This window comes from Streptomyces populi, from assembly GCF_002911015.1.
Taxonomy (GTDB): Bacteria; Actinomycetota; Actinomycetes; order Streptomycetales; family Streptomycetaceae; genus Streptomyces; species Streptomyces populi.
This window is the reverse complement of sequence record NZ_KZ626881.1, coordinates 1-23,363: the sequence shown is the minus strand read 5'-3', so window position 1 is coordinate 23,363 and position 23,363 is coordinate 1. Positions and strand designations below refer to the sequence as shown.

Here is a 23,363-nt window from a genome sequence, read left to right as displayed (position 1 = left end):
AGCGAGCACGTCGGAGGGGTGGGGCATGGCGACGCTGAACCGGCCGGGCGGGCCGGACGGACACGTCTGCGGGATGGACACCGCGATGGAGGTGATCGGCGGCAAGTGGAAGGTGCTGATCCTCTGGGCGCTCCACGAGCACCCCTGCCGCCGCTTCGGCGAACTGCGTCGACTGCTCCCGGGGATCACCGAGAAGGTACTGGCCTCCCACTTGCGGGAGTTGGAGGCGGACGGTGTCGTGCGCCGGGTGTCCTACGACGAGGTGCCGCCCCGCGTCGAGTACTCACTGACCGAGGACGGCAAGCGCCTCAACGACGCGCTCCAGCCGCTCGCCGCCTGGGGACGCGAACGGCAGGCCGTTCGCGGGCCGGAGGAGAAGGCGGGCTGAAAAGGCCCTGGCGAAGCCGTTGGGCGTGTCTGCGGGTGAGGCATCTGATCAGGGCCGGAGCAGACTCCGGCCCGAGTCGGGTGGGAGGGTGACGGCAACTGCCGCGTAGTCCTCGAGGATCTGCAGCAGGTGGGAGTGAGCCCCGGGCGACGTCCGACGCCGGAACGCCGAAGGCGCCTGGGACTCGCCGGCACGACGATCCTCGGCTCAAGGCTCGGACGCACTGTCGGCCGCCTGGGCCCGCGGCTGCGGAACGGGGGCTCGGGTGGGGGCACGGGCGCTGTGACGTATATGAGTAGAGGCGGTATCTCTTATTTCGGTATGGTGGAGTTATGGACTTTTACCACTTTCTCTGAGTCCGGGCACGGCCGACGCCGCCGTTTCTGCTGCCCGTAGACACTTCGTATCCTCAGGGAAAGTCACATGCGCGAACGCGCCCATACCGTCGTGCCCGCTTCCACGGCACAGTTGTCCGTCAAGAACGTCACCAAGTCCTACGGCACGCGGGCTGTCCTCGACCAGGTCTCCTTCACCGTCCGCCCCGGGGAGAGAGCCGCCGTCATCGGTGAGAACGGCTCCGGCAAGTCCACACTGCTGCGACTGCTCGCCGCCGCCGAAGCGCCGGACACCGGAGAGATCACTGTCAGCTTCCCCGGCGGCACGGGACACCTCGCCCAGACCCTCGACCTCGATCCGGACCGCACCGTGCAGGACGCCGTCGATCTCGCCCTCGCCGACCTGAGAGAGATGGAACGCCTGCTCCACAGCGCGGAGGAGAGCCTGGGCGAGGCCTCACCGGACGAACTCGACGCCTACGGCGAGCTGCTGATCGCGTATGAGGAACGCGGTGGATACCAGGCGGACATCCGCGTGGATGTCGCCCTGCACGGGCTCGGGCTCGCCGAGATCACCCGCGAGCGTGCGCTCGGCTCGCTCTCCGGCGGAGAGCAGTCGCGCCTCGCGCTGGCCTGCGTGCTGGCCGCCGCACCCGAGCTGCTGCTCCTCGACGAGCCGACGAACCACCTCGACGCGGCGGCCGTGCGCTGGCTCGAGGAACATCTGCGGGCGCACCGTGGCACCGTCGTCGCGGTCACCCACGACCGCGGCTTCCTGGAAGGCATCGCCACCACGATCATCGAGGTCGACCGGGACGCGCGCACGGTGCACCGGTACGGCGACGGCTGGGCCGGCTACCGCGCCGCGAAGGCCTCCGCCCGGCGCCGCGCGGAACAGGAACACGCGGACTGGCTCCAGGAGGTGACCCACACCGAGGAACTGGTCGCAGCGGCCGGGAAACGGCTGGCCACCACCGGCAGAGACCCCGGCGAGGGCTTCGGCAAGCACCGCCGCTCGCACGAGGCCAAGCTCGGCGGACAGGTGCGGGCGGCCCGGGAACGCCTGGCCCACCTGCGGCGCAACCCCGTGACGGCACCCCCGAAACCCCTGCGGTTCACGGCGGCACTGTCAGCGACGGACAACGGGCACACCGCCGGGAACCCGCTCGTCGAACTCGAGGGAGTGGCGGTCGGCGGACGGCTGCGCCTCGACGGGCTGCTGACGGTCACCCCCGGGCAGCGGCTGCTGGTCACGGGCGAGAACGGGGCGGGCAAGACAACCCTGCTGCGCGTCCTGGCGGGCAGCCTGGAACCGGACGAGGGCACAGCACGCCGTACCGCCCGGACCGGATACCTGGAACAGGAACTGCCCGCCCACTCCCCACGGCTCCCGCTGCTCGCCGCCTTCACGGCCGGACGGCCCGGCCCGCCGCGGGAATACGCCGAACAGTTGCTGGCACTGGGCCTGTTCCGTGAGGAAGACCTGCACGTCCCCGTCACGGCACTGTCCACGGGCCAGCGGCGACGGCTGCAGATCGCCCGCCTGGTGACCCGGCCCGCGGACCTCCTCGTACTCGACGAGCCGACGAACCACCTGGCGCCCGACCTGGTCGAGGACCTGGAGACGGCACTGGCGGCGTACCCGGGTGCGGTGGTCGCGGTCTCGCACGACAGTGGTTTCCGCGAGCGTTTCCCCGGAGAGAGGCTGGAACTGAGCGGTGGCCGCAGACGCTGACCCACACTCCCGGACCGCCTGCGCGGTACGGCGGCGGTCGGGCGCACGGTCCTGGACAGCGCCGCAACGCTGTCGGCCCCGCGCCGAGTGAAGCCTCACGAGCGGCTTCCCCCCTCGTACCCGACGTCGGTCCCGGTCCGGAGAACGCGGCCGGGCAGCGCCACCGCCCGGCCGGCGCGTCCGCGGTGGCGTTCCTCCGGGCCCCGGTCCACGGGTACGAGGACTTTCCGGGGAGGCGCGCGAAGGAACCGCGGCAGGCCCCCGACCGCCGGGAGCACCGGCAAGTAGGGTGTGGCCACGTATCCGGTGATCATCGCTGGACACGGGGACACGGGGACACAGGGGCACGGGAACGGCATGCGTCGGCGCACACTCACGAACACCGCGACGGGACTCGCCACGGCGGTCCTCCTCCTGGGCGCCGCCGCCTGTGCCGGCGGCACGGGTGACCGGGACGAGAAGGACCACGAGGCCGTCGCGTGCGCGCACGGCACGTACGCCTGGTCCGGCATCGTGCGCGAGCAGAGGCTGACCGGGCTCGCCGACCCGATCACGCTCACGAAGAAGAAGGACTTCGTCTCGGGTGTGATCAGGCCGTTGAAGGGTGTCAGCTACAAGCCCCACGTGACGTCCACGGGCCCCGGGGTCCGTGCGGCGGACGCCATCAAGGCCCTGGGCCGGCGGCTGGGGACGCGCGAGCCGCTCGGGGACCCCTCGGAGCCGGCCGAGCCGGAGAAGACCCCCTCCCACTTCGACTACGACACCATGGGTCTCGAGGGGCCCTACTACGTGTGGCACTCCGTCGGTCTGGTCGAGGCCGACTTCACGTACACCTGCCGGGGCGGCGCGAAGCCTGTCCGGGGCCATGTGGTGACGTGGGAGACGGTCGGCGGCGGGTTCCTGCCCTGCGGTGACCGCGTGACCGAGGGCCCCTCCGGGAAGACGGACGCCGCCGCGCGTGCCGCCGCCCGCAAGCTCTGTCCGGCCGGTTCGCCGGCGGCGAAGAGCGCCTGATCACGCGGCCGGGACGGCCTCAGGGGTTCTTCGCGCCGGGGCCCGCGGAGGTCGTCGCCATGAGGCGCCGGCTGCGGCTTTTGATCGCCGGCAACGGCCCCGAGCTGGCCCTGATCCCGTGGCCCGGCCGGCCAGGCGCCAGTCAGGCCCTCCACCTGGACGAGGCCTGGAGGGAAGTGTCGAACTTCCCAACGGCGCGCTGGTCCCCCTGCCGACACGCAACGTCGTCTGCGCCGTGCCGATCCGCACGGCCCGCTCCGTGAACGCCATTTCGAACCTCATCCAGCTGTCGCAAGAACTCGCTGCCGACGACTCCGCTCCGCTCGGCCCGACGGTGTACTGGCACCGGGACAGGGAGATCGAGAGCCTGAACGCCCGTCTGCAAGACGGTCACGACGCCCGGCTGCGGGTGTCGGCCCGTCTCAAGGAGAGGATGGATCTCCTCCCCGCTCGACCTCCGCCCCCCTGGCCCCGACGGAACCGCTGAGGCCGTGGGCGTGCTCGAGGGCTGGACGGTTTGTCAGTGGTCGGTGACACCATCCGATCATGAGCGGAGCATCTTTCGACTGGACTGAATTCCTGGGACGTTGGCAGGCGGAGTGGGTGCCGCGTGCGGGCCGGGACGAGGACGGCGGGCAGAGCGCCGTTCCCCTGGGCAGGCCCGGGGCGGACGAAGCGGAGATCGCCGCGGCCGAGGAGCGGTTGGGACGGCGGCTGCCGCCCTCCTACCGTGAGTTCCTGGCCGTGAGCGACGGGTGGCACGTGGACCAGACGGCCGGGATCTACCAGCTCGGCGGCGTCGCCGACATCGACTGGTGCCGGGATCCACACGGCATGACCGCGGTGTACCAGGAGAACCTGGGCGACGACCCGAGCGAGGAGGACGTCCGGCTGGCCGGGATGTGGCAGCGGGCGCTGCGGCTGGAGACGGACTCCGACATGTCGGACGCCCTGCTCGACCCGGGTGACCGCGACGAGGACGGTGAGTGGGCGCTGTACGTCTACAAGGGCTGGAGCGGCGAATTCCCGGACCGGTACCCGTCGTTCCGCGCGTACATGGAGGCCATGTACCGCAGCTTCCACGGCGACCGGGTGAAGCGGCCCGACTTCATGAACGCGACCACCCGCGCCCAGGACGCCCACGTGGACCAGGCCCGCCTGCTGGCCCTGCGCGGACGGTACGAAGAGGCCCTGCCCCTGCTCGAGGAAGCTCGGTCTTTCGGGCGCCCGCGCAGTGCCGTCCTGCTGGGCCAGCTCCGCCACCTGCTGGCCCCGCACGACTCACGGGACTACGGCAGCCTGCTGGCCGACCCCCGCTACCTGGCCGAGATCCTGCCCGTGCAGGCCATGACGCAGGCGGACGACCGCCGACGGCGCCCCGGGGAGGAGGACGGCCGCTGGCTCACGACGATGGTCGCCTGCGGGGTGGACCGGAAGTTCGCCGAGGACACCCTGGGCGCGATGTGGGAGGGAACCCACCGCTACGCGCCTCCCGGGCCGTGGGGGCAGGCGGTCGCCGAAGCCCGGGAGCTGGCCCGCTGGGGTGGGACGGACGCGGCGTGGCGGGTGCTGCGGGACGCGCTCCCGCTGTGGCGGGCGCCCGGTCCTTTGCTGATCGTGCCGGTCGGCCTGCTCGCCGATCCGTTCCTGGGGCCGCTGGTCACACCGGAGCGGGGACGGGAGATCCTGGCGACGCCGCGGGCGGGGGAGAGGGGGGCCGCGCCCGAGCCGGTACCCGATCTCGACCCGCCCGGGCTCGTCTGGCTGGCGGAGCCCCCGGCGAACGGGCAGGGTCGCGACGGGTACCGCTGTGTCTGGACCGAGGGAGTCGACCCCGCTCGTCTGCCCGCTCTGATCGGCGAGGAAGGCGCGGAGCTGAGCGCGCCCGTGGACATGCGCTTGGCGTCCTGGCGGGCGTTCAGGTCCCCTGAGCGGGAGGACGTGGAGCCCTGGGAGGACCGGGCGGTGGTCGCCGTGGGCCGCACCGCCGAAGGGTGGGCCTTCGCCTTCGACGGCCACTCCAGCCGCCGTCCGGGCGATCGGTTCGTCTCTCCCGCCGTGGCGGCCTCGTCCTTCGGCCGGGCGGTGGTGGTGTGGCGTGAGGCGGCGAGCCCGTTTCCGGGCGGCACCCCGGCGGCGTTCCACCTGTCGGTGGCCGAACAGGGCGAGGAACTCTACGCGTTCACCGTACGGGGTACCCAGGTCCAGCGCTCCGGAGCGATTCCCGAAGCCCTGGACCCCGCACGGCTGTTCCGCCCGGACGCTCCCGAACGTGACGGCGAACTGCGCGCACTGGAAGCCCTGCACACAGAATTCGGCCTCTCCCTGCCCCGTTTCGCGCTGACCCGGGGCAGGCTCCGCAACTTCACCACCCGGTCATGGGCCCGGGCACCACGCACGGGCGAGGCGTTCGTCCACCTCGCGTTCGTGCGGCACAAGGCGTGAAACCGGACGGGCCCGCCCGGGTGAAGGGCGGGCCCGTCGGCGATCGCGGCGAGGCCGGCCGCTGCGCCCAGTACTGACGCCATGTCAAAAATATCCGGAGAGAGCAGAGTCCGGCGACCAGGGCCGAGGTGGGCGGGACGGAGCGCAGGCACTTGTCCACGTCGGCCGACGCAGGGCCTCGTGGCGGGCCACGTGCCGGTGGCCCCGCCGTCCGGCCGGGCCGCGCCCTGAACTCCGAGGCGTACCAGGCCATGACCGACGAAGTGCGCGATCGGGCGGCCACGGACCGCACCTGGGCGGAGGGCACCGACCGGCCCGGGCCGCCCTCGACCGGCCCGGGCCGCCCTTGCGCCACTGTCCGTTGGATGCCGAGGGGCCATCATGCAGCACGGGTCGTCGTGTTCACCGTTTCTGAGCGGAAGCCGTACCCGACCTCCGGTGCCAGACCGTGATAGTGGCGGAAGTTGTAGATGAGCGGACTCCAGAGAGCGGGGTCGATGTGGTGCGTGCCCGGTACGACGACGCGTTCGTCGGCGTGGACGCGCAGCACGTCGCACTCGACGCTGAAGAAGAGCCCCGCTCCGCCCGGCGTCAGTGAGCGGGCCCGTGCCTCCAACTGCAGGGCGCACTCGGCGACCCGCGGAGGCTTCACGATGTGGGAATCGGCCGGGGTGAGCCCGGACGCGGCGAACTTGTCGGGCTCGTACCGGTACACCGCTCGCTTGCTCTCGGGCACCGGGTCGGCCCCGGTGAGCGGTGCCAGGCGCTCCACCTGCTCCCAGAGCTCCGGCGAGGCGACGTTGATCACCAGCTCGGAGCGCGCCGCGAGGTTGCGCGCGGTCCGGCTCTCACGGCCCAGGCCCAGGACGATGTGCTGTCCCAGCGCCCAGACGGAGGAGATCGGGGCGAGGTTGAACGTGCCGTCATCGTTCTCGGTGGTCAGCAGGACCACGGGCGTGCCGAAGTAGAGGATGCTCGGCCGGACCACTCGGTGGGTGTCAGTCGTCATGCCTCAAGACGTTAGGGGCGGGACGTTTCGATGGGCGTCGAAGCGTCGGCTGCCGACAATGGTGCTGTGATCAACTCCGACACGCACGCCGAAGAACCCGACCTCGCCGCCCTGGGAGCGTTGCTGGCCGACCGTACCCGCGCCTCTTTCTGCCTCGCGCTGCTCGACGGCCGCGCGTGGACGGCGACGGAACTGGCACAGCTCGCGGGGATCGCACCGTCCACGACGACCAGCCACCTGAACCGGCTGGTGACCGGCGGCCTGCTGGCCGAGGAGCGCAAGGGCCGGCACCGCTACGTGCGCCTGGCGGACCCCGCCGTCGCCGAGATGATCGAGGCCCTTGCCGCCCGGGCACCGCGGCAGCTCGTCCCGGTCCGCTCGCTCGTTGCCGCCCGCCGGCACCGTGCCGTGGCCTTCGCCCGTATCTGCTACGACCATCTCGGCGGCTCCTTGTCCGTGGCGATCACCGACGCGATGACCGAACAGGGTTTCCTGGACTGGGAGTTCGGCCCGGCCCTCACTTCCTCGGGCACAGCGTGGCTCATGGACACGGGCATCACCCAGGAAACGGAACCACACGTACGCACGTGCCTGGACTGGACGGAGCGGCGCCTGCATCTGGCGGGCGCGGTCGCCGCGGCCGTATTCCACCACGCGGTTCAGGAGTCCTGGCTCGTGCCGGCCAAAGACTCCCGCGTCGTGCGGCTGACGGACCAGGGGCACGACGCCTTCCGGCGTCACCTGAGCCTGACCGACGAGGCGCTCACGGCTCCCTGACTTGTTCTTCATGTCCGACGGTTCTCCGTCTGGGCGATCATCTTCGGGACGTCGTCCGGAGCGTGAAGAGCAAGTCGAGGGTGGGGAGAGAAGGTGAGCCGGTGTCGTGGCGTAGTGTCGCCGCCGTGTTCTCTCGACCGACAGGCCAGGCCACGGGGCCCTACGACGCAGCCTTCCTGCCGAGGCTCGCCATGAGTTTCCGAGCCGTGACGGAGCCGGTGACGGAGCCGGTCACCAAGTTCGGCGGCCGGCCGGTGTGGCTGGAGGAGCCGACCTGGCCGCTGGATCCGTCGACGGGAGAGCCGTTGGTCTTCATCGGGCAGTTCCGGGTGCCAGGGGAAGAACTGCGTCTGGCGTACCTCTTCCTGGCAGAGGACGACCGAGTCATGGGCATGGATCCGACCTCGGGCGAGGCCGTCGTGCTCGTACAGCCCGGCGGCAGAGTGCCGTCGTTCGCAGTGATCGGACCTCCGGGAACCCAAGGACGGTCGCTGTGGCGTTGGGGTGCCGACGAGACGGAGATCCCCGTGGAGTTGTCGGTGGATCTGACGCCCATGCCGCCCGAACTCGACGCAGAGGCGAATCACCACGCCGCATGGTGGCGCTACATGCGCCACGAGGGTCCGGAGGTGCGATTGCCGTCCGGCGACGAGCCCGAGGACTTCATGGGCGGCACGGCGGTGCTGCCCAACGGACGGGCCTGGGGTGTCGAAGACGACTCGTGGCAGTTTCTCTGCCAGTTCGCGGACCGGGGCGAGGAGACGGACTCGGGCGACCCCTTCTTCCTCAACTTTGGGTACGGCAGCGGATTCGTCTTCATGAGTTCCGACCACCGCGAAGGCCGATTTCTTGGTGATTGCACCTGACCGAACTCGACGCGATCAGCGGCCGCCCGTCCAGAGCGCCCCGGGCGCCTGACATCAACGGGATCGAGCGGCTCGGGAACGACGGTGACGGCTTCATCGTCGTTCGAGTACGACGGGATCGGCGCGCCCAGGATCGCCGTGCCGGGGGAGATGCGTCAACTCGTCGAGTCCTGCTCCCGGTCGGCGGCCATGTGGCGGGCCGAGCCCACGCGCGGCGGCTCGACCCTTGAACGAGCGGGCCGACCGGGGGACCTCGGCAGGCTCCCCATGCCGGTTCACGGCGTGCCGGAGACCAGTCCGACCCGGTGAGCGAGGACGACTGCCTGGACGCGGTCGCGCAGGCCGAGTTTCGCCAGGATTCGCGACACGTAGGTCTTGACGGTCTCGGGCGTGATGAACATCGCCGCGGCGATCTCCGCGTTCGACAGCCCCTCGGCGATCAGCTGGAGCACTTCCAACTCGCGAGGGGTCAGCGCACGTACGACGTCCTGCCTGGCCGGCCGGGAGGTGTCGGCCGGTCGCAGATGCTGGGCGAAGTGCCCGATGAGGTGGCGGGTGACGGCGGGTGCCAGCAGGGCCTCGCCCCGGGCGACGGTCCGGATGCCGCCCACCAGCTCCGCCGGAGGCGCGTCCTTGAGGAGGAAGCCGCTCGCTCCGGCGCGCAACGCGTCGTAGACGTAGGCGTCGACGTTGAACGTGGTGACGACCAGTACCTTCGGCGCGCCTTCGACCCCGGGACCGGCCAGTTGCCGCGTCGCCTGGATACCGTCGAGCAGGGGCATCCGGATGTCCATCACGACCACGTCGGGGTGCAGTTCCCGCGCGGCCCGAACCGCCTCGTGACCGTTCTCGGCCTCCCCGACGACCTCCATGTCGGGCTGCGCGGAGAAGATGGTGACGTAGCCGGTCCGCACCAGCGCCTGGTCGTCGCAGACGAGCACACGGATCGGGGACGGCGCATCGCTCACGGGATCACTCCTGAAGGGGCTTGGACGGAATCGTGGCGCGGACCTCGAACCCGCCCTCGGGCCGGGGACCGGCCTCCAGTTCACCATCGAGCATCCGCACCCGTGCACGCAGCCCGGCCAGTCCTCGTCCGCCGGCAGGGCCCGGTTTCCGCGTGACCGGTGCGGCGACGGGGCCGTCGGTGGTCACCTCGATCCCGATGTGCTGGTCGCCGTGCCGGAGCAGGACCCGCGTCGGCTTCCCGGTCGCGTACTTCATGGCGTTGGTCAGCGCCTCCTGCACCACCCGGTACGCGGCCAGCTCCACGTCCACGCTCTGCGGCCGCCGCTCGCCCTGCTCGCCGAACTCGACCGGCTGACCCGACCCGCGGGCCTGCTCGACCAGGTCCCCCACCCGTCCCAGGGCGGGTGCCCGGCCCGCACGCGCCAGATCCGCGGACGCCGACTCGCCGGTCGCCTCCAGGACGCCGAGCAGGTACCGCAGTTCCGTCAGCGCCCGACGACCGGTGTCGCTGACGGCTGTCAGCCCCTCGCCGACGCGTTCCGGCGCGGACGTGAGCAAGAACTGCGCCGCGTCGGCCTGGACCACCATCGCCGTCACGTGGTGGGTGACCACGTCGTGCAGCTCGCGGGCGATCCGCGCCCGCTCGGCGGCCGTGGCCGTCTCGGCGGCCAGCCGCCGCCGCCCGGCCTCTTCCCTCCGCCGCGTGCGCACCGTGCTGCCCACCAGCCAGACCGCGGCCAGAACCAGGGAGAACGCGAGATAGTCCGGCATCGACTGCGGTGAGCCGAGGCGGTCCAGGACGACGGCCAGCACGGCGTAGCCCACGCTCGCCACGACGGCCAGACCGTGGCGGAAGCGGACCTGGTGGGCTCCGGCGGAGTACAGGGCCAGATACAGCCCCACACTGGCGAACGTCGTCGCGAAGCCCAGCGCCTGGTGCACGGCGAACGCGCCCGCGACGCCGGCCAGGCAGGCCGCGGGCCACCTGCGGCGGAGGGCCAGCGGCAGGGTCTGGGCCAGGACCAGCCCGACGCCCAGCTCGTTCGCCGGCCGCTCGGGCAGATCACCGATCTGCGCACCGATGTGGGACAGGGTCGGCACGAAGGCCAGCAGGGTGAGCGCCAGGGCGAGGACGCCGTCCCTGAGGAAAGCGTCCCGCTCCTGCCACCGGTCGAGCGGCGCCCGGAGCGGTGGGAGGCTCCAGGGCGCCTGGCGGGACATCACTTCCGTTTCCTCCGGTCGGCCGCTCTCAGTGGCCCGCGCGTCGGCGGGACTTGATCCCACCGCCCCGGTGGGCGAGGACGAGCATCGGGGCGGCGAGAGCCACGCCGATGAGGACGGACACGACCGACGTCTCCAGACCGAAGCTGCCGCCGGTCAGGAGGGCGGAGCCGTGCGTGTCGACGGTGAACCAACCCTCGGGGGTGTGTCCGGAGACCGGAATGCCGAGCAGTTGCTCCGTGGCGTTCCAGGCGAAGTGCAGGCCCGCGACGAACCAGATGTTACGCCGCCACAAGAACGCGGCCCCGAGCAGGCCGCCCGCCTCCAGGGCGATCGCCAGTCCGCTCCACGCGCTCGCTCCAGGGGCGCCCAGGTGGGCGACACCGAAGAACAGCGAGGTGATCACGATGGCGGCCCGGCTGCCCCACAGTTGCTCCAGGGCCTGGAGGGCGAGACCGCGGAAGAGCAACTCCTCGGTGACCGCAGCACCGATCTGCACCACGACTGTCGTCCAGAGGACCGACATGAAGCCGTTGCCCGCCCAGGAGAACGAGTAGCCTCCGAACGCCGTGATCAGGACGGCGGAGACGAAGATGAAGCCCAGACCGATCCCGCCGCCGAGCAGCACCTCCCGGCCGGCCCCGAGCCGGGCGATCTCCGGAGTGGAGCGTCGTGCGACACGGCGCATGACCCACCAGTACACGGCCACCGCGGCGGCCGCGCCCAGTACCGGCACCGGGCCGGGGCCGGTCGCCGTCAGGCCCGAGACCAGGCCGACGCCGACCATCCCCGTCAGCATCCAGCCGAGCGGAGAGCGCGCGATCCGGCCGAAGCGGCCGCCGCGTCCGTCGCGGTCCTTGTCCGGGCCTGAGCCTGTGTCGTGCTGTGCGGCGGACGTCGTGCCCATGGTGGCCTCCCCGTAGTGGTCGCACCTACAGCGACCTGACGGCCACGCTAGTAAGGCCGCCGATGTCCGCGAATCCCCCGCACATCGACAGCTCCTGTAGCTCTCACGGGGGATGCGCCGGCTCAGCTCGACCCTGTCGGGCATCTCGGGCGCGATCGTGCCGGACGCGACCCGCACGAACCCGGCCGTCATGCCGGCCGACAACCTGGAGGGCTTCGCGATCGCGCCGACGTCGACCTGCGGCAGCGGCTTCCACGAGGCGGTCCGGAGCGACGACGGCGTCCAGGGCTTCGGCCCCGGCACCTCCTCGTGCGGGCACGCTCCGTACAGCGGCACCTTCCCCCGCCGATCCCGCCGACCACGGGAGACGGCCCAGCCGCGGGGCCGTCTCCCCGGTAGGGGGCCCACGCACTACACGAGGGTCGTCGGGTCCGGACGCCGGGGCAGGCCGAGGCCCCGGCGTCCGGTTTCGTTGAGCTGGTCGAGGGTGAACCGGCCGTTCCAGGAACGCTCGTAGTGTTCCTCGGGGAAGTCGCTCGGGCTGGAGCCGGTGGTGAACGCCTCCCTGACGTCGGCCGCGTACTTCTCGTTGCGGGGGCACCAGGGCGCCGCGGGGATATACATGACGTTGCCCCAGCCCTTCTGGTTCTCGACGGGCGCGACGCTGTGGACCATGTCGCAGTGCCACCACACGGAGTCGCCCGCCCTGACGTCGGGGATCGGGGTCAGGGCGCGGTAGAGGTCCGGGTGCCAGCGCTTGGTCACGGGGAAGACCTGGTTGGGCCGTACGCCGCACATGGAGTCCTCGGGGACGTCCGGCAGCAGGGGGCGCAGCAGCAGGTAGGCCATCACCTCCGGGACCGGGACGGTGTGCAGGACGCCTTGATCGGCATCCATGTCGGACAGCGCGGTCCAGCCCTGGAAGGTGCGGAACGCGGAGCACATGGTGGAGCCGGGGTACTGGGGCCCGTCCGTGCGGTGGGCGGGGTCCCAGGGGTCGTACCGCTCGACCTGGCCGCTGAAGAGGTGACGGAACGCCTGCTGGTACTCCTGGGTCATCCACAGGTCGAGGGTTCCGGGGTCGCAGTGGGTGCCGAGGCCGGAGGAGTCCGTGCCCGGCGGGCGGCGGCGGATGCGGTCGGGGTAGAGGGCGTCGCGGTCGGGGTCGAACCACTGGGTGCCCTCGTCGTCGGTGTGCTTCCAGAAGGAGTTCAGGAAGGACTGGACGGTGGCCGTCCGGTCGGACTGGCGGGCCCGCATCTGGGCCTCCGACCAATAGACGGGGTAGATCTCGGGCTTGGAGCCGACGCTGCCGAAGAAGTCGTCGCCGGGGCCGGTGTAGGTCTCGAAGAACTTGTTGCGCTCGACGTAGTCGACGATGTCCCGGTCCCAGGCCCGCGCCTGTTCGTGCGGGAAGTGGCCGCGCACCACGACACAGCCGCGCTTGGCGAGCTTGGCCGCCTCGGCCGGGGAGACGGCGCCGGCGGCGATCGCGTCGTAGTCCAGGACGGGCCAGATCTCCTCGCCGCGCTCGCGGTCGGCCTCGATCTCCGCGACGCGTGCCCCGACGCGTTCTTCGACGGCGGCGAAGGCCTGCTCCACCGTGCGGCCGTGCGCCTCGATGCGGGCGCGCAGGGCGCGCTTGATCTCACGGACGGCCGCGGCGATGTCCTCGGGGGTCTGGTTCCAGTGCGGCAGTGAGGGCACGGGGCGCTGCTCGGCGGTGAGCGTCATCTCAGCTCCTTTGGTCAGGACTCCTTACTAGATGAACGTAACCCCCCGTGCACCTTTAGGCAAGAGTCCTTACTAGACTGCTCGCATGACCGCGCCGAAACCGTCCCTGGAACTGCTGCGGGCCCTGACGGACGAGAACGTGCTGCGGGTCCTGATGGCCCACGACCGGCTCACCCGAGCCGAGATCGCCACCAGGACCGGCATCTCCAAGCCGACCATCTCCGAGAGCGTCCAGCGCCTCGAGCGGGCACGGCTCGTCGTCGACACCGGCGAACGCACCACCGGGCGCGGCCGGGTCGGCTCGTACTACGCGCTGGCACCGCACCTCGGTACCGCCCTGGTGGCGAGCATCACCCCGCAGGGCGTCGTCGCCGAGGCCGTGGACGCCCTCGGGCGCACCCGCGGACAGGTCCGCACCGCGCTGCACGCCGACGCGGGACAGGAAGCGGCCGCCGAGGCGCTCGGCGCGGCGGCCGCCCGGCTCGGCGGCGAGTCCGCCGGCCCGCTGCGCCTCGCGGTCGTGAGCGCCGCGGACCCCGTCGACCGGGCGACCGGCCGGCTGGTGCACCTGCCGGACGCCCCGTTCCTCGTGGGCGAGCTCGATCCGCCCGCCGTCCTGGCCGGCGCGGTGACCGGCCCGGTCCTCGTCGACAACGACGTCAACTGGGCGGCCCGCGCGGAGTACGAGCACGGCTGCGTGCAGGGCGTCGACGACTTCGTCTACCTCCACCTCGGAGAAGGCCTCGGCTGCGCGGTGGTCGGCGACGGCGTGGTGCGCCGCGGACACGGTGGCCTCGTCGGGGAGGTCGCGCACCTGTACACCGCGGGCCCGGACGGGCAGGCCATGGCCTTCACGGAGGTGTTCGCCGCGCTCGATCTGCGCCGGAATTCCTCCACCGCCGTCGACGTGCCGAAACTGCTGGACATCCTGGACACCTCCGACACCCGCGCCGAGCGGGTACGCCTCGCCCTGGCGCGCGCCATCGGCGGCGTCCTGTCCGCCGCCCTCGCCTTCGCCGACCCCCGTACGGTCGTCCTGGGCGGACCCTGGGGCTCCCACCCCCGCCTGATCGCCGCGATCGAGGAACACCTCGCCCGCTCACCACGTTCCGTCCCGCTCAGCGCGGCGGCCCTGACCCTGCCCGAGCTGACCGGGGCGCGCGCCCGCGCCGTCGAGGAGCTCGCCTCCCTGATCGTCCGCGCCGCCCACCCCACCACACAGTGGTGACCACCCTCAGTCCCTTTCCGCACCGACCCTCCCGGAACACGATGAACACGCGAACCGCGCCCGCCTCTGCCCCTGCTTCCTCCGCCGACCGTCCCGACATCCGGCTCGTCGTCACCGACATGGACGGCACCCTGCTCGACGCCGACGGACGCGTGCCGGAGGGCCTGTGGCCCCTGCTCGCCGACCTGCGCCGCCGGGGCGTCGTCTTCAGTCCCGCCAGCGGACGTCAGTACGCCACGCTGGCCCACCTGTTCGACGGCGCGGACGACGGCATGGTCTACATAGCGGAGAACGGCGCGTTCGTCGTCCGCGACGGCACCGAGGTCTCCTCGGACCCCCTCGACCCCGCCGTCTCCGCGCGACTGGTCAAGTCCGTCCGGCAGCTCGCGGACGAGGGCGTGGACGTGGGCGTCGTCGTGTGCGGCAAGCGCGCGGCCTACATCGAACGCCACGACCCCGCCTTCCTCGACGAAGTGGGCCGCTACTACCACGCGCACCGACTGGTCGACGACGCCACCGCGGTGGACGACGAGATCGTCAAGGTCGCGGTCTTCGACTTCGGGTCGATCGAGCGCACCACGGCGCCCGCCCTCGCCCCCTTCGCCGACACCCACCAGGTCGTCGTCTCCAGCGAGCACTGGATCGACGTCATGAACCACACCGCCGACAAGGGAGTCGCCGTGCGCCGGCTCCAGGAGCACCTGGGCGTCGGCCCGGACCAGACGATGGTGTTCGGGGACTATCTGAACGACCTCGGCATGCTCGACGCCGCCGAATGGTCGTACGCGATGGCCAACGCCCACCCCGCCGTCCTCGCCCGCGCCCGCCACCTGGCTCCCGCGCACACCGACGACGGTGTCGTCCGCACCATCAGGAGCGTTCTGGACATCTGACGCCGGCCCCGCGGCCGTACGGCCTCCTGCCCCGCCGGACAACCCCCGGCTTCCCGGACGGACGGCTTGCGGCCGACCTGCCGGGCGCGGGCAGGGTGCCGTCAGGCGCCGATGATCTGGTCGAAGTAGCCCGGTCCGGTGCGGGGGAGGACGTGGAGCGCGTTCGTGTAGCGGCGGGTCCGGGTCTGCCAGGCGTGATAGCCGCTCATCCACGCGGCCATGATCTCCACGTACGTGCGCACGGCGGCCGCTTCCACGTCGGTGAGCCTCAACAGCGCACAGAGACCGGGCACTTGCAGAGCGAGTGCCTCGAACCGTTCGACGCGTCGCCCGACCTCCCGGCGAGCCTCGGCGACGGCCTCGGCACGGGTGCAGCGACGGCCGTGTTCGATGACCAGGACGAGGTTGTCCATGTCACCGCGCGCCTCCTCCTTCTCCAGCGAGTAGACGTCGTTGCACATGAACGTGACGTCTATCGCCGCCTGCCGCATGATGCGCAGCTCAGGACTGTGGAAGGCGGTCGCGGGGACGGTGATGCCGGCGGCCCGCTCGCCCAGGGAGAGCGGCAGATCGGTACCGGCGATGCCGCGCCGCACCTGGAGGTAGGCCTCCATGTCTCCCGGGGTTCCGCGGAGCCGGCCTATCGCCTCGTGGGCCTGGGAGGCGAAGTAGTACTCCCACTCATGTCTGCCGCGTGTGACCCAGCCGGGATGCGCCCCGTCGGTGCTGCGCGCCCATACGTCGGCGAACGCCAGCGCACACGGGTCCGCGCCGGGGCCCGGGCGGGCGCCGTGGGCGATGTCGATCATCTTCTGGCACACGGCCGCGGTCCGGGACGGGTCCTGGCCCAGCAGGCCGTCGAACTGGTCGTCGAAGACGAAGAACAACGCCATCGCGTCGGCGCACAGCTCCAGGGCCGGGCCGCGCGCGTAGGGGAAACCGAGGGCGGCCAGGCGCGGCATGTCCCAGGAGGTGTACCAGGCCAGGGACCGCCCGCCGCCGACCAGCCCCAGCCGGCTCACCCAGTCGACGTTGTGCCGGCGTGCGACGTCCAGATCGGGGCTGATCTCCGCGGGGAGGGGCAGGTCGAAGTCGACGTCCTGTGGCATGGGGTCCCCCGGCATCGTAGGAGGGTGCGACCGTCACGCGATCGCTGCTGTCCGCGGCCCGGGCGGTGGGCGTCATGCCGGGGCGGGTGGTGTGGAGAGCTCCAGGTCGAGGGCGGCCGCGCCACCGACGCCCAGCCGGCCGAGCGAGAAGGCCATCGACGCGCTGACCGTCTCCGGCGTGCGGAAGGAATCGGCATCGCCGACCCCGGGAAAGTGCTCGCGGATCGCCTCCGGAGTGGGGTCTTCGGCGAACAGCACGCCGTCCGCGGCACCCAGGAAGATCCGCCCGACCCGGCGCCCGGCCGCGTGGAGCAGTTCACCGGTGCAGGGCACCGATTCGTGGGCCAGGAACGCCACCACGGACGCGACGTGCCGGGCGGGGAACAACGACGTGAGCAGACCGGTCATCCGTTCGTCGTCCCGCACCGCTTCCAGGGACATGCGGGTGCCCGCGACGGGGACGACCGCGTTGACCTTGATCCCGTGCCCCGCGCCCTCTGCGGCCAGGGACTTCGTCAGCCCCAGCACGGCGCCCTTGCCCGCGGCGTAGACGCTGAGCCCGGTGTCGCCGAACAGCGCGTCCGAGCAGGTGTTGACGACGCGTCCGTAACCCGAGGCGACCATGTGCGGCCACGCCGCTCGCAACACGTTCAACGTCCCGCCCACGTGGGTGTCCAGCACCCGGCGGCACTCGTCGTCCGTGAGTTCCGTGAGCGGCCGCAGGATCGAGATCCCCGCGTTGTTGACCACGACGTCCAGCCGTCCCCAGCGCTGGACGGCGGCGGCCACCAGTGCCCGCGCGCCGGCCGGGGTGGAGACGTCGTGGACGTCCGCGACGGCCTCACCGCCCGTCGCGTCGATCTCCTCGGCCACGGTACGCGCGGGCGACGCCGACGACCCGCGGCCGTCGATCCCGGTCCCCACGTCGTTGACCACCACCTTCGCGCCCCGCCTGGCCAGCAGCGTCGCGTACTCCCGGCCCAGCCCGCGCCCGGCGCCGGTCACCACCGCCACCCGGCCGTCGAAGCGAAACGGTTCCACCGTGTCCAATGACCCTCCCCCGTGAGCTGCCAGGCCCTCATGGTCAGGTCGCCCGGCGCCGCCTCACAAGGTCACGGCAGGGGGCGCGATGGTCGGAACGACGCACGGGAACGCACCACGGCCCACTCCGAACGCTCCAGCGCACATGAGGGGCGTGAGCGCATGTCGGAGCGAGGAACGCGACAGGCCGGCGCCCCCGCGCCACCGGGGGTCTTCGGGGGGCGCGGGCGGTGAGTCCCGTCCGGTGCGATCGGCTTCGCGGAAGTGATCGGCGTGTGCGATCGGTGCCGCGAGGTGTTCCGGGGATGCGAGCCAGCGCGTCTGCAGGGCGTTGCCGACGGCGAGGTCGTCCGCCGCGGCGCCAGCGTCACCGACGTAGGCGGTCGGTCCGTACGTCGCCGTGCCGGTCCTGGGGGAGTTGTCCGGGGTCACCCACGCGTGGTTTCCGATCACCACGACGTCCGGGGGGACCACGGGTCTTCGCCCGGCTCGTACAGGACATGGGTCGCGGCGGCCCTCGTACGACCGGCGTCGGCCGGGAGCGGCGGGAGTTCAGGGAACCGACCCCGATATCGTCAGTGTGACGATATGATGAGGGCTCGTCGGAAGGGCGCGTACGTACGCCTGTCCGCCATGCCCGAAACCGGCCTCGGAGGATCCTGTGACACTCGGCGAAGACACCCCCGGCACGGTCGACGTGCGCTGCGAACGGCTCGTGCCGGGCGACCCCGCCTGGCTCTGGCACTTCCACCGGGCGCACTCCATGCTCCTCGTCCCCCTCGCGGCCGCGGCCGTGGAGCAGCCGGCCCAACTGCCGGACGGAGTCGATCCGGTGGCCGCCCTGGCGGCCTGGGAGGCGCTGTGCGCCGCGCTCCCCGAAGCGCTGCGCACCCACGTTCCCGAGCCCGTCGACCCCTTCGCCGAGCCCGCGGAACACCGCGACCCGAGGGAATCGGTCGTGAACCGTGTGTGCCGGCTGGCGACGGAGGAGCGCGACCGGGTCGCCCGGGGCAGCGGCCTGTGGGGACCCGACGGCCGCGAACACATACCCGTCCACCTGGTGGAGATCGCGGCGCGGGACCTCGACACCCTCGCGGCCCTCCTGGACCGCCTGACGAAGGTGCTGGCCGGGCGGCTGCACGGCACCGCCCTGCTGGACCGGATCGCCGGACAGCACCCGTACCCGCTCGGCCCGTCCACCGCCTCGAGCCTGTGCTTCAACGTACGGATCCTGCTGGACACGCTCCGTCCCGAACCCGCGCCGCGGGACCTGGCTCTGCTGCGGCCGCTGCTCGCCCCGGCGGACCGGGCGGACGCCGGCGCCCCGGCACCACGGGTGCTGACCGCCGGACAGGAGGCCGCCTACCGGCGTTTCGCGAACCGGATCGCCGACGTCGTCTGCCAGGGCGACATGCGGGAGAGTGCGTCCTTCGCCTGGCGGTACTGACGGCGGTACGGCACCGGCGCAGGACGTCAGCCGCGGCGGGCGCGCCCGTACTGCCGGGCCAGGGCGTGAAAGGCCGCCTTGGGCTGCCAGTGCACGCCGGAGGCAGGGTCGCCGGGGCGGTCCTCCACGGTCTTCACGATGCTGTAGCTCGCCGTGTCGAGGTCGTGGCGCGGGTCGCGCGGACGGTGCGGTGCGTCGCGGGAGACGAAGGTGTACGCCATCGCCGAGTACAGCCCCAACGCCTCGAACGCCGCCAGTACGTCCGTCAGATACCGGGCCTGGGCGCGCTCGCTGCGTACGACACCCGCCTCGATCTCCGGGGGTTCCTTCGTGTGGTCGACGACGTCCCAGCCCATGCCGCCGCGCTCCGGCGCGCCCTCGAAGGTGCAGCAGCCGAACTCCATGACGGCGACGGGCTTTCCGAACCGGCGGTAGGCGGCGAGATCGCGGAGGTAGTCCGAGGGCCGCCGGAAGTACCCGTAGTAGTCGATGCCCACGAGGTCGAAGAGACGCCAGTCGACGTCCTCGTCCTGGGCCGCCGCGTACGTCAACGGCCCCTTGAAGACCGACCGGCCCACCTGCGCGGCCTTCGCGGTGAACCGGCGCAGCCGCCGGGCCATGAGGACCGGGTCGAAGTCCCCCTCGAGCAGGTGCTCGACACGCTCCTGGGCGTTCGCGCCGGGCACGATGCCGGGGACGTACAGCACGAACTCGCAGCCGACGCTCAGATGCACGCCGGCGCCCTGCCGTCGCAGCCGCTCGGCGTACCGGCCCGTCTCCGCGAGGTGGTCCAGGATCTCCCGCTCGGGCACGTCCCCGAGGGTCGGTTCGAGCCAGACGTTCAGGCCGCGCTCAGCCGCCTCGGCCGCGGTCGCGGTGAGCCGTGCGACGCCGTCCCCGGTGACCTTGACGGAATCGGCGTGCAGGTCACGGGAGACGGCGCGCAGGTCCGCACGCATGGTCCTGGCGTTCCACGCCGTCGCGGGCGTCTCTCCGGCGCCGACCTCGTACACCACGCCCCGGTGGGTCAGCCCGCGCCGACCGGGCGTCGTCCGCCCGTCCGAGGCCGCGGCCCGCGCCGCCGTACCGACGGGCAGTGCCGCCGCGCCGCCGACGGCCGCCGCCATCCCCAGGAACCGTGCCCGGCTGATTCCCGGCTTCCCCTGCATCGCGCCTCCCGACTCCCGCACCGGCGTCCTTCGCCTCGGACCCAGTCTGGGAAGCCACCGGGTTCCATGTCGTCCGCCGAAGGTCTACGGCGACGGTCCGAAGGCATGGATGCTCCAGGAGCGCGCTCTCCGTGGTCGGCGCGTTGACGGCCACGGCTCCCTCCGCGAGACGTGTACGGCCCCACATCGGATTCGTCGGTGTGCTTGACGTCGGCATGGACCGGGTGCCGGGGCGTGCCGCCACCGCGAGCTTCGTACCGGCGGTGGGCTCATGGGTCAGGGAGTCGGCCGGCGGGATCGGGCCGCCTCGATGTCCGGGACGTGCTCTTCGGCCCAGAGTCGTACCGCGCGGAGCGGGACGAGCAGGGAGCGGCCCAGGGGTGTCAGGGCGTATTCGACGCGGGGTGGGTTCTCGTCGTACGCGTGGCGGCTGACCAGACCGTCGGCTTCCAGGGAGCGGAGGGTCTCGGTCAGGACCTTCGGGGTGATGCCCCGGATGTGCCCCTTCAGTTCGCTGAAGCGGCGAGGTCCGTCGTCGAGGGCGTTGACGACGAACACGGTCCAGCGGGCGCCGATGCGGTGCAGCACCGTGCGGCTCGGGCAGGTCGCTGCCATCACGTCGTACGCCTTGCCCATCGCTGCTCCCAGTTCCGTTGAAGATACCGGTATCAAATCCATACCGTGGTCCTCGATCCTACGGAAGGGAGTCGAGGGACATGGAACGGATCCTGGTCATCGGCGGTGCACGGGCGTTGGGCGCGGCGGTCGCGAGGCGTGCGGCGAAGGACGGGTACGAGGTTGTCGTCGGTGCCCGCGATCTGGCCGCGGCCGACGTGCTGGCGGGCGAGATCGGGGCCACGGCGGTGCGGGTCGATCTGCAGGACGAGTCGACGATCGCGGCCGCGGCGGAGCGTTTGAGGGACGGGATCGACCACATCGTGACGACCGGTTCGGCACCGCACGATGTTCGCGCGACCGAGCTGGATCGCGACGAGCTGCTGGCCGCGTTCACGGCGAAGGTGGTCGGCCCGATGCTGGTGGCCAAGCACTTCGCACCGGTACTGCGGCCGACCGGGTCGATGGTGCTGTTCTCCGGTGTGGTCGGCTGGCGCCCCGGGCCGGGGTCACTCGTCAAGGGCGTCACGAACGGTGCGGTCGAGTACGTCGCGCGCCACCTGGCGGCGGATCTGGCGCCGGTACGGGTCAATGCCGTCTCGCCCGGTGTCGTGGACTCGGGCGCGTGGGATCGCCTCGGTGAGAAGAAGGCCGCCTTGTTGAGCAAGAGTGCGGACGGAACCTTCGTCGAACGCCACGGCGAGGCCGACGACGTCGTCGACGCGGTGATGTGGCTCCTGCGCGCGGGCTTCGTCTCCGGCGAGACGATCCACGTCGAGGGAGGCGCCCGCCACAAGTCCACCTGATCGGCCGTCGAGCGGCTCTCCGGACCGACGTACCGCGATCCTGTGCCGCCGTTCGGTGCGTGGTGAGAGGAGCAGCGCGAGGTGGTCAGTCGCGGGGGTCCTCGAACACGGGAGTGACGTTCGCGTCGTACGCCAGGGTGGAGATCACATCGGCGTAGCCCCGGTCCAGCGCCTGCCGTTGACGTGCGGTGTGCGGGCCCGCGGGGCGCTCGGCCAGCCGCGCCATTTGTTCCTCGTGTGCTGCGGTGATCTCCTCGGCGGTCGCCCGCCAGTCGGCGTCGTCCGGTAGGCGGACCAGTTCGACGCAGGCCGGTCGCATGCCCTCGGCCAGAGCGGCAGCAGCCCGGTCATGACCGTCGAGGAGCAACCAACCGTCCAGAAAGGACACCCACCACAGCAGGACCGGGGCGAGGGTGCCCTCCCGGGCGTGCTTGCGGTACGCCTTCACGCGCGAGCCGTCCGGTGCCGACAGCGGACGCAGCGGCAGGACACCGTGCCAGCCACCCCCGCAGAGCAGTTCGAGGGTGGCGTCCGGCCAGTCCTGGACGAGGTCGCAGTCCCAGATACCCGGAGCGGAAGTGGAGCGCGAAGTCAGCAGCCAGCGCCCGAAGTGCAGTGGGCCGAGCTCCGTCTCCTCCAGCCACAGCGCGTACCGGTGCGGCCAGTCGGCCCCGGTCCGCATCGCCGCGGCGGTCAGGGGCGGCAATGGGGAGCGGTGGCCGGGAAGACGGCGCAGGTGGAGGTCGCGGCAGCAGCCGTCGCCCTCCGATCGGGCCTGGATCAGCGGCCGTTCACCCTGCCGGAGAATCCACCCGCGGTCCGCGGCCCGCTCGAAGCGCAGCGGGGGCGGGCCTGACGGGCCGTCCGGTACGGCCAGGACGACACCGCCTCCCGGTAGAGGTTCCCTCGTTGCTCTGGCCATGGGATCAGTGTCAGCACGAGGGTCCCTTCCCGGCAAGGGATTACTTCCAGAGGTCATTTCACCTGGCGGGTCCGCGGTGACACGTGAGGGTCGCGGCGGTGTTCAGGCGTCGCCGACGAGCGGTGCCCCGTCGGCGCCCGGGGGAGCAGCCGTCGAGCTCCTGGCGTACGTCCGGGCGGCAGCGCGGTCGGACACCGGGCCGCCCCGGATCCCGTGCCGTACGGTCTGCCGCCGCGGTCGCCCGGCGTCCGCGACGGCAGACCGTACCGGCGGTGCCGCCGGTACGGTCGAGAGATCTGAACCGGTACCGGGAGTCAGGCCGCGACGAGTTCCTGCTCGCGGTCCGGCATCCCGACCTTGGGCTTCTTGTTCGGCAGCGAGAGCCGGACGACCTTGCGCCACGCGGAGAACACCTGCTTGGGCAGCGGCCCGGTGACGTACTCCAGCTCGTACTTCTCGAACAGCGCGCGCACCTTCACCGCGACCTCGGCGTACCGGTTGCTCGGCAGGTCCGGGAACAGGTGGTGCTCGATCTGGTGCGACAGGTTGCCGGTCATGAAGTGCATGGCCTTGCTGCCGCTGATGTTCGCCGAGCCCATCATCTGGCGCAGGTACCACTGGCCGCGCGTCTCGTTCTTGATCGACCGGCGTTCGAAGACCTGCACGCCCTCGGGGAAGTGCCCGCACATGATCACCGAGTGGGACCAGATGTTGCGGACCAGGTTCGCGGTGA

At 71.8% G+C, this 23,363-nt stretch carries 21 protein-coding genes and 1 pseudogene; 10 read left to right on the top strand and 12 right to left on the bottom strand.

The annotated features are described in order from the left end of the window. The first annotated feature begins 25 nt into the window (after positions 1-25). The 4 genes from CW362_RS21795 (at position 26) to CW362_RS21770 (ending at position 5,917) form a co-directional block, all read left to right on the top strand. Positions 26-388: a winged helix-turn-helix transcriptional regulator gene (locus tag CW362_RS21795; protein WP_103551194.1), complete on the top strand. Its 363-nt coding sequence runs from the start codon at positions 26-28 to the stop codon at positions 386-388. A 423-nt stretch (positions 389-811) separates the two neighbouring features. Continuing rightward, the gene (abc-f, locus tag CW362_RS21790) at positions 812-2,458 is read left to right on the top strand and encodes a ribosomal protection-like ABC-F family protein (protein ID WP_103551193.1); all 1,647 of its coding nucleotides are present in this window, start codon (positions 812-814) and stop codon (positions 2,456-2,458) included. Between the two features lie 357 nt (positions 2,459-2,815). Then, positions 2,816-3,472, top strand: a complete 657-nt coding sequence (locus CW362_RS21780) for a hypothetical protein (protein WP_103551191.1) — start codon at positions 2,816-2,818, stop codon at positions 3,470-3,472. Between the two features lie 546 nt (positions 3,473-4,018). Beyond that, positions 4,019-5,917, top strand: a complete 1,899-nt coding sequence (locus CW362_RS21770; protein WP_103551189.1) for an SMI1/KNR4 family protein — start codon at positions 4,019-4,021, stop codon at positions 5,915-5,917. Between the two features lie 379 nt (positions 5,918-6,296). On the opposite strand, the gene CW362_RS21765 is transcribed toward CW362_RS21770, so the two are convergent. After that, positions 6,297-6,926 (bottom strand): flavin reductase family protein, encoded by a 630-nt coding sequence (locus tag CW362_RS21765; RefSeq protein ID WP_103551188.1) that lies wholly within the window; start codon positions 6,924-6,926, stop codon positions 6,297-6,299. Between the two features lie 30 nt (positions 6,927-6,956). Here CW362_RS21765 and CW362_RS21760 point away from each other — a divergent pair, with 30 nt between their 5' ends. Together CW362_RS21760 and CW362_RS21755 are read left to right on the top strand one after the other, a co-directional pair. Further along, positions 6,957-7,703: an ArsR/SmtB family transcription factor gene (locus tag CW362_RS21760; protein WP_206301016.1), complete on the top strand. Its 747-nt coding sequence runs from the start codon at positions 6,957-6,959 to the stop codon at positions 7,701-7,703. A gap of 62 nt (positions 7,704-7,765) precedes the next feature. Next, positions 7,766-8,569 carry a YwqG family protein gene (locus tag CW362_RS21755; protein WP_240657964.1) on the top strand — a complete coding sequence of 268 codons (804 nt, stop codon included), beginning with the start codon at positions 7,766-7,768 and terminating at the stop codon, positions 8,567-8,569. Between the two features lie 275 nt (positions 8,570-8,844). Here the strand turns inward: CW362_RS21755 and CW362_RS21745 are convergent, their stop codons facing one another. The 4 genes from CW362_RS21745 to CW362_RS21725 all read right to left on the bottom strand — a co-directional run bounded on the left by CW362_RS21745 (position 8,845) and on the right by CW362_RS21725 (position 13,400). After that, the gene (locus CW362_RS21745) at positions 8,845-9,537 is read right to left on the bottom strand and encodes a response regulator (protein ID WP_103551185.1); all 693 of its coding nucleotides are present in this window, start codon (positions 9,535-9,537) and stop codon (positions 8,845-8,847) included. 4 nt (positions 9,538-9,541) lie between these two features. Next, positions 9,542-10,759 carry a sensor histidine kinase gene (locus CW362_RS21740; RefSeq protein WP_206301015.1) on the bottom strand — a complete coding sequence of 406 codons (1,218 nt, stop codon included), beginning with the start codon at positions 10,757-10,759 and terminating at the stop codon, positions 9,542-9,544. A 28-nt stretch (positions 10,760-10,787) separates the two neighbouring features. Then, positions 10,788-11,666, bottom strand: coding sequence for a CPBP family intramembrane glutamic endopeptidase (locus CW362_RS21735; protein WP_103551183.1), 879 nt, complete (start codon positions 11,664-11,666; stop codon positions 10,788-10,790). Between the two features lie 411 nt (positions 11,667-12,077). Beyond that, positions 12,078-13,400: a DUF1479 domain-containing protein gene (locus CW362_RS21725; RefSeq protein WP_103551182.1), complete on the bottom strand. Its 1,323-nt coding sequence runs from the start codon at positions 13,398-13,400 to the stop codon at positions 12,078-12,080. A gap of 85 nt (positions 13,401-13,485) precedes the next feature. Between CW362_RS21725 and CW362_RS21720 the strand changes: the two genes are divergently transcribed. Together CW362_RS21720 and CW362_RS21715 are read left to right on the top strand one after the other, a co-directional pair. Then, positions 13,486-14,628 carry an ROK family transcriptional regulator gene (locus CW362_RS21720; protein WP_103551181.1) on the top strand — a complete coding sequence of 381 codons (1,143 nt, stop codon included), beginning with the start codon at positions 13,486-13,488 and terminating at the stop codon, positions 14,626-14,628. A 41-nt stretch (positions 14,629-14,669) separates the two neighbouring features. Then, a complete protein-coding gene (locus CW362_RS21715; protein WP_103551180.1) occupies positions 14,670-15,521 on the top strand; it encodes a Cof-type HAD-IIB family hydrolase in 852 nt (283 codons plus the stop codon). Between the two features lie 101 nt (positions 15,522-15,622). Here the strand turns inward: CW362_RS21715 and CW362_RS21710 are convergent, their stop codons facing one another. Together CW362_RS21710 and CW362_RS21705 are read right to left on the bottom strand one after the other, a co-directional pair. After that, positions 15,623-16,630 (bottom strand): terpene synthase family protein, encoded by a 1,008-nt coding sequence (locus CW362_RS21710; RefSeq protein WP_103551179.1) that lies wholly within the window; start codon positions 16,628-16,630, stop codon positions 15,623-15,625. Between the two features lie 72 nt (positions 16,631-16,702). After that, complete coding sequence (locus tag CW362_RS21705; protein WP_240657963.1) at positions 16,703-17,671, bottom strand: SDR family NAD(P)-dependent oxidoreductase; 969 nt, start codon at positions 17,669-17,671, stop codon at positions 16,703-16,705. Between the two features lie 661 nt (positions 17,672-18,332). Here CW362_RS21705 and CW362_RS21695 point away from each other — a divergent pair. After that, complete coding sequence (locus tag CW362_RS21695; RefSeq protein WP_103551176.1) at positions 18,333-19,118, top strand: hypothetical protein; 786 nt, start codon at positions 18,333-18,335, stop codon at positions 19,116-19,118. Positions 19,119-19,144: 26 nt separating this feature from the next. Here CW362_RS21695 and CW362_RS21690 read toward each other — a convergent pair whose 3' ends face one another. Then, entirely contained in the window at positions 19,145-20,287 is a 1,143-nt protein-coding gene (locus CW362_RS21690) for an abortive phage infection protein (protein ID WP_103551175.1), read from the bottom strand. Between the two features lie 276 nt (positions 20,288-20,563). After that, positions 20,564-20,923 (bottom strand): winged helix-turn-helix transcriptional regulator, encoded by a 360-nt coding sequence (locus tag CW362_RS21685; RefSeq protein ID WP_103551174.1) that lies wholly within the window; start codon positions 20,921-20,923, stop codon positions 20,564-20,566. An 80-nt stretch (positions 20,924-21,003) separates the two neighbouring features. Here CW362_RS21685 and CW362_RS21680 point away from each other — a divergent pair, with 80 nt between their 5' ends. After that, positions 21,004-21,708 (top strand): SDR family NAD(P)-dependent oxidoreductase, encoded by a 705-nt coding sequence (locus CW362_RS21680; RefSeq protein ID WP_103551173.1) that lies wholly within the window; start codon positions 21,004-21,006, stop codon positions 21,706-21,708. A gap of 85 nt (positions 21,709-21,793) precedes the next feature. Here CW362_RS21680 and CW362_RS21675 read toward each other — a convergent pair whose 3' ends face one another. The 3 genes and pseudogenes from CW362_RS21675 to CW362_RS21670 all read right to left on the bottom strand — a co-directional run. Next, positions 21,794-22,630: a hypothetical protein gene (locus CW362_RS21675; protein ID WP_103551172.1), complete on the bottom strand. Its 837-nt coding sequence runs from the start codon at positions 22,628-22,630 to the stop codon at positions 21,794-21,796. Positions 22,631-22,688: 58 nt separating this feature from the next. After that, positions 22,689-22,862, bottom strand: a pseudogene (locus CW362_RS44685) (DUF6207 family protein); the annotation flags it as partial. A gap of 82 nt (positions 22,863-22,944) precedes the next feature. Beyond that, positions 22,945-23,363, bottom strand: a 419-nt coding sequence (locus tag CW362_RS21670) for a fatty acid desaturase family protein (protein ID WP_206301014.1), incomplete at its 5' end; no start/stop codon positions are given.